Raw genomic sequence first — 6,180 nt, forward strand, 5'->3', positions numbered from 1 at the left:
TCATACGCGGCTGGTTTTTTGCACGAGGGCGCACCCTTGGTGCTGTGCGCCAACTGCGTTGCCGCACCCGACGTGCGTTGCACGCCGGGCCGTCTTCGAAAAATCATTGATCTCGTATTTCATACGCGATCAATGATTTTTTCGCCGAACAGGCCTTGGGGGCGGATCAGCAGGAAGGCCAGCGCGAGCACGTAGGCGAACCAGATCTCGATGCCGCCGCCCACGAAGGGGCCGAGGTAGACCTCGGAGAGCTTTTCTCCCACGCCGATGATCAGGCCGCCGATGATGGCGCCCGGCACCGAGGTCAGGCCGCCCAGGATCACCACGGGCAGGGCGCGCAAGGCGACCGTGGTCAGCGAGAACTGCACACCCAGCTTGGAGCCCCAGATCATCCCGGCGACCAGCGCCACGATGCCCGCCACGCACCACACGATGACCCAGATGCGGTTGAGCGGAATGCCGATGGACTGCGCTGCCTGATGGTCATCGGCCACGGCCCGCAGCGCGCGGCCCGTCTTGGTTTTCTGGAAGAAAACCGACAGCAGGGCCACGAGCACGGCGGCGATCACTGCGGCGATCATGTCCTCCTGGTTGACCATCACGCCGCCGTCGAATACCGACTCGAACAGGAAGACCGGGTCCTTGGGCATGCCGATGTCGATCGAGTAGATCTCGCTGCCGAAGATGGTCTGGCCCACGCCTTCGAGAAAGTAGGTGATGCCCAGCGTCGCCATCAGCAGCGTCGCGGCTTCCTGGTTGACCAGGTGGCGCAGCACCAGGCGCTCGATGATCCAGGCGCAGATGAACATGACGATGGCCGCGACGATGAAGGCCGCCACGTTGGCGACGATCTTGTTCTCGATGCCGGTCCACTGCGGAATCCATTCCGCGAAGCGCGCCATCGCCAGCGCCGCGAACAGCACCATCGCGCCTTGTGCGAAGTTGAACACGCCGGACGCCTTGAAGATCAGCACGAAGCCGAGCGCGACCAGCGCATACAGCATGCCGGCCATGAGTCCGCCGAACAGGGTTTCCAGAAAGAATGCCATTTCGTGTGTCTCCCCGCTCAGTGGCTCGTGCCGAGGTAGGCCCGGATCACGTCTTCGTTGTTGCGCACTTCGTCGGGTGCGCCGTCGCCGATCTTCTTGCCGTAGTCGAGCACGACCACGCGGTCCGAGATGTCCATCACCACGCCCATGTCGTGTTCGATCAGGACGATCGTGGTGCCGAATTCGTCGTTCACGTCGAGGATGAAGCGGCACATGTCCTGCTTTTCCTCGACGTTCATGCCCGCCATCGGCTCATCGAGCAGCAGCACCTGCGGCTCCATGGCGAGCGCGCGTCCGAGGTCCACGCGCTTTTGCAGGCCATAGGGCAACTGGCCGACGGGCGTCTTGCGATAGGCCTGGATCTCCAGGAAGTCGATGATGTGCTCGACGAACTCGCGGTGCCTGATTTCCTCGCGCTCCGCCGGGCCGATGCGCAATGCCTGCAGCAGCATGTTGCTCTTGATCTTGAGGTTGCGGCCCGTCATGATGTTGTCGATCACGCTCATGCCCTTGAACAGCGCGAGGTTCTGGAATGTGCGCGCGATGCCCATTTCCGCCACCTGGCGGCTGTTCATGTTGGCGAAGGTCCTGCCGCGGAAGGTGATCGAACCTTCGCTGGGCGTGTATACGCCGTTGATGCAGTTGAGCATGGAGCTCTTGCCCGCGCCGTTGGGGCCGATGATGGAGCGGATCTCGTGCTCCTTCACGTTGAACGAGATGTCGGTGAGCGCCTTCACGCCGCCGAATCTGAGGCTGATGTTCTTGATGTCGAGAATGACATCGCCAATCTTCTTGTCGTTGCTCATGATGGGTGCTTGCCTTGTGCTGCGGCTCAGGCGGCCTTGTGGAGCTTGGCGTCGGAGATCTTCAGCGTGGCGCTCACGCTGCCCTTGCGGCCATCTTCGAACTTCACCTGGGTTTCAACGAATTGCTCGGTCTTTCCGCCATAGAGCGCATCGACGAGCACGCCATACTTGTCCGCGATGAAGTTGCGGCGCACCTTGCGGGTGCGGGTCAGCTCATCGTCGTCGGGGTCGAGTTCCTTGTGCAGCACGATGAATCGCGCGACCTGCGTGTCGGCCATTCCCGGTTCGCCGGCAAGGTCCTTGTTGACCTGCCCGATGCACTCGCCGACCAGCGCAATGACCTTCTCCTTGGTGGCCAGATCGACGTAGCCGCCATACGGCATGCCCTGGCGCTCGGCCCAGTTGCCCACGGCCTCGTAGTCGATATTGATGAACGCGCAGACCTGATCGCGCTTGTTGCCGAAGCACACGGCCTCCTTGATCTGCGGGAAGAACTTGAGCTTGTTCTCGATGTAGTTCGGCGCAAACATCGCGCCGGAGTTGGTCTTGCCCACGTCCTTGGCGCGGTCGATGATGCGCAGATCGCCGTCGGCGTCCAGCACGCCCGCATCGCCCGTGTGGAAATAGCCATTTCCGTCGATCACCTCGGCCGTCGCGTCGGGGCGGCGGTAGTACTCCTTGAGCACCGAAACGCCCTTGACCAGTACTTCGCCGTTGTCGGCGATCTTGAGTTCGATGCCAGGCGCGGCGCGGCCCACGCTGTTGAGCTTGACCGCCTTGTCGCGCTGGATGCAGACGTATGCGCAGGTCTCGGTCTGGCCATAGAGCTGCTTGAGATTGATGCCGATGGATCGGAAGAATCGGAACAGATCCGGGCCGATGGCTGCTCCAGCCGTATAGGCCACGCGGATGCGCGACAGCCCCATCACATTGCGCAGCGGGCCGTAGATGCAGATGTCGCCCAGCTTGTACTTGAGCCTGTCCATCGTGCCCACGGGCTTGCCGTCCAGGATGTCGGAGCCCACGCGGCGCGCCAGATCCATGCATTTCTCGAACAGCCAGCGCTTGGGCCTGGCGGCGTCCTCCATGCGGATCGACACCGAGGTGAGCATGCCCTCGAACACGCGCGGCGGCGCGAAATAGTACGTGGGGCCGATCTCGCGCAGATCGATGTTGACGGTGGCGGCGGACTCCGGGCAGTTGATGGTGAAGCCAGCGGTGAGCCATTGGGCGAACGAGAACAGGTGATCGCCCACCCACGCCGGAGGCAGGTAGGAGATGACGTTGTCGCTCGGGTTCAGGTTGTCCACCTCGATCGCGCCCCTGGCCGATCCCGCGAAGCTGGCATGCGTCTGGCAGACGCCCTTGGGCGTGCCGGTGGTGCCCGATGTATAGAGAATCACGGAGACGTCGGACGGCTCGATGCTCTCGAGCAGCCGGTCCCATTCGCCCGGATGGGCGCGGTCCCACTCTGCGCCGTTCTTCATCAGGTCTTCGGTGCTGATGAGGCCGGGCGCATCGTATTTGCGCAGGCCGCGCGGATCGTCATAGATGATGTGGCGGATGGTCGGGACGGATTCACGCACTTCCAGAAGCTTGTCGACCTGTTCCTGGTTTTCCGCGAAGGCGAATGCAATTTCGGCATCCTGCATCACGAAGCGCATTTCGGAGGCCACCGCGTCCTGGTAGAGCGGAATCGGCACACCGCCGACGCTTTGCACGGCCACGAAGCCGAGGTACTGATGAGGGCGGTTGTCGCTGATGAAGGCCAGGTTCTGGCCACGTTCAAATCCCAGGGCAAGCAGGCCGCAGGCCATCTGGCGCACTTCGTGCGCAGCCTTGCGCCAGCTCCAGGTCTGCCAGATGCCGTACTCTTTCTCGCGCAGGGCCGCTGCGTCCGGCCTCTGGGCGGCGTGCTGCAGCAGCAAATGAGGGAACGTTGTCTTCATTCCTGTACCTATCGGGTGGGTGAACAGATGGGCCTGCCGCCGAAGGCGCAAAGGCTTGTCCATCGCGATGCTGCGAATGGTAAGAACAACTTTGACGCCAATATGTCTTGGGACGGACAATTTGCGGGTTAGTCCCCACGGGTCTAACCCTGCTCTGGGCCGCTGGCTGATAGATATCAAATGCCGCGCCTTCATCGCTTGTGTTTCCACGGCGCGTGGAGAAGGCGCGGATTTTTTCGCAGGGCCTAGCCGGGCAGTCGGGCATGATTCATCGAGCCGGCGCGCGCAGGCGGTATCCTCGGCACCATGTACGCCTCGTTTTTCGGGCTCGAGCACCAGCCCTTTTCCATAGCGCCAGATCCACGCTACCTGTTCATGAGCGAGCGCCACCGCGAGGCGCTGGCGCATCTCCTGTACGGGTTGGACGCGGGCGGCGGCTTCGTGCTGCTCACGGGGGAAATCGGCACCGGCAAGACGACGGTGTGCCGCTGCTTTCTGGAGCAGATTCCCGCGCACTGCAACGTCGCATACATCTTCAATCCCAAGCTCACGGTGCAGGAGCTGCTGCGCTCGATCTGCGATGAGTTCGGCGTCGCGCATGCCGCCGCCGTCGCGGGGATGGAGACGGTCAAGGACTGCATCGACCCGTTGAACGCATTCCTGCTCGACTCCTATGCGCGCGGCCGCAACAACGTCCTGATCATCGATGAGGCGCAGAATCTCGCGCCCGACGTGCTGGAGCAGCTGCGCCTGCTGACCAATCTGGAGACCAGTGAGCGCAAGCTGCTGCAGATCATTCTGATCGGCCAGCCCGAGCTGCGCGACATGGTGGCCGATCCGGCGCTCGAGCAGCTCGCGCAGCGTGTGATCGCTCGCTATCACCTCGATGCGCTCAGCCTGGAGGAAACACGGCAGTACGTGGCGCATCGCCTGGCGGTGGCCGGGCTGCGCGGGCCGTCGCCGTTGGGCGACAAGGCGCTGCGGCGCATCCATGCGCTTTCGGGCGGCGTGCCGCGCCGCATCAACCTGCTGTGCGATCGCGCCCTGCTGGGCGCTTACGCAGCGGGCGCGCGCGAGGTTTCCGATGCGGTGGTGAAGAAAGCGGCGCGCGAAGTGTTCGGCGATGGCAGCGGCAAGCCGCGCGCCGCGCACGGCGGCGGCGCGGGCGCGGCGCGGAAATGGTGGCCCGTGGGCGCGCTGGCGCTGGCGCTCGCGGCGGGCGGCGCGGGATGGGCGCTGCGTGGCGGGCCGGCTGGCGGAGATGCCGCCGTCAAGGCAGCCACCGAGGCACAGCCGTCTCCGCCAGCGGTTTCTTCCGGGCCCGCGCAGCCGGCCAGCGTGGCGGTAGAGGCCGCCCCTCCCGCCACTCCTTCCGCCGCTCCTTCCGCCGCTCCTCCCGCGGCGCCCCCGGTGCTCGACTCCGCTGGGCTGCAGGATTTCCTGGCGGCGCAGGCGGCGGACGACTTCGCCGCCTGGAAGGTTCTGGCCGCCAACTGGAATATCCGCCTGACGGGCAAGGGCGCCGATCCGTGTCCCGCCCTGGCGCGGCAGGACCTGCAGTGCTACCGCAATCGCAAGGCCGGACTGGCGTTGGTGCGGCAGCTCGACCGCCCGGTCTTGCTGACGCTGGTTTCCACGAACGGCGACGGGCAGCCCCTGCGGGCCAACGCGGTGCTTCAGGGCCTGAACGAGGACAACGCATGGCTGGAGGGCGCCGACGGCATGGTGATCCAGCTGCCCGTGAGCCAGTTGGCGTCGCTCTGGCATGGCGAGATCACCACGCTGTGGCGCGCTCCCCAGGCGCTGGCCGAAGGCGATGGCGGCGGCACGGCCGCCGGTCCCGATGCGCTTGCATGGCTTGACGGGCAACTGGCGCGGCTGCTGCAAGAGCCTGGCAAGGAGCTGGCCAAGGCAGCGCCCGGCAAGGCAGCTGCCGTCAGGCGCGAGCGCATTCGGCGTTTCCAGCTGGCCCAGGGCATCACGCCCGACGGCCAGGCCGGACCGCTGACCCTGATGTTGTTGAATCGCGCGGCGGGTGTGACGGAACCGCGTCTGCGCACTGGAGCTTGAGTAACCCATGTCCTATATCCTCGATGCGCTTCGACGCGCGCAAGCTGAACGCGGCAGGGGCTCGGTGCCGGGATTGCATACGCCCTCGGCGCCGGTGCCCGAGCCGCCGCCCGCATCCGCGCAGAGAACCGGCTCGCGCATGGGCTGGCCGATCGCGGCGGCCGTCGCGGCGGCAGCCATCGTGCTGGCATGGCTGCAGTTCTCGTCCAGAACGCAGGAGCGCCAACCGGTGGCCGTTGCGCAGGCGCCGGTGGCCGCGCCCGCCGTGGCTGCTCCGGCATCCAGCGCCGAGCCTGTGCCAGCGCC

At 65.2% G+C, this 6,180-nt stretch carries 4 protein-coding genes and 1 pseudogene; 2 read left to right on the forward strand and 3 right to left on the reverse strand.

Annotated elements, in window-relative coordinates:
- Nucleotides 1–119: 119 nt before the first annotated feature.
- From ABWP92_RS02970 to ABWP92_RS02980, 3 genes are read right to left on the reverse strand one after another with little or no spacing between them, the layout of a single operon-like run.
- Nucleotides 120–1,049: a branched-chain amino acid ABC transporter permease gene (locus tag ABWP92_RS02970; RefSeq protein WP_353233856.1), complete on the reverse strand. Its 930-nt coding sequence runs from the start codon at nucleotides 1,047–1,049 to the stop codon at nucleotides 120–122.
- A gap of 17 nt (nucleotides 1,050–1,066) precedes the next feature.
- Nucleotides 1,067–1,855, reverse strand: a complete 789-nt coding sequence (locus tag ABWP92_RS02975) for an ABC transporter ATP-binding protein (protein ID WP_353233857.1) — start codon at nucleotides 1,853–1,855, stop codon at nucleotides 1,067–1,069.
- Nucleotides 1,856–1,881: 26 nt separating this feature from the next.
- Complete coding sequence (locus ABWP92_RS02980) at nucleotides 1,882–3,804, reverse strand: AMP-dependent synthetase/ligase (RefSeq protein WP_353233858.1); 1,923 nt, start codon at nucleotides 3,802–3,804, stop codon at nucleotides 1,882–1,884.
- Between the two features lie 306 nt (nucleotides 3,805–4,110).
- On the opposite strand from ABWP92_RS02980, the gene ABWP92_RS02985 reads away from it, so the two are divergent.
- Entirely contained in the window at nucleotides 4,111–5,874 is a 1,764-nt protein-coding gene (locus ABWP92_RS02985) for an AAA family ATPase (protein WP_353233859.1), read from the forward strand.
- Between the two features lie 7 nt (nucleotides 5,875–5,881).
- Nucleotides 5,882–6,180: pseudogene (locus tag ABWP92_RS02990) on the forward strand (general secretion pathway protein GspB); the annotation flags it as partial.

It is taken from the genome of Diaphorobacter ruginosibacter (assembly GCF_040396215.1).
Classification (GTDB): domain Bacteria; phylum Pseudomonadota; class Gammaproteobacteria; order Burkholderiales; family Burkholderiaceae_C; genus Diaphorobacter_A; species Diaphorobacter_A ruginosibacter_A.

Coding starts and splice junctions, on each gene's coding strand:
- ABWP92_RS02970 (WP_353233856.1), bottom strand. CDS start 1,049: ATGGCATTCTTTCTGGAAACCCTGTTCGGCGGACTCATGGCCGGCATG.
- ABWP92_RS02975 (WP_353233857.1), bottom strand. CDS start 1,855: ATGAGCAACGACAAGAAGATTGGCGATGTCATTCTCGACATCAAGAAC.
- ABWP92_RS02980 (WP_353233858.1), bottom strand. CDS start 3,804: ATGAAGACAACGTTCCCTCATTTGCTGCTGCAGCACGCCGCCCAGAGG.
- ABWP92_RS02985 (WP_353233859.1), top strand. CDS start 4,111: ATGTACGCCTCGTTTTTCGGGCTCGAGCACCAGCCCTTTTCCATAGCG.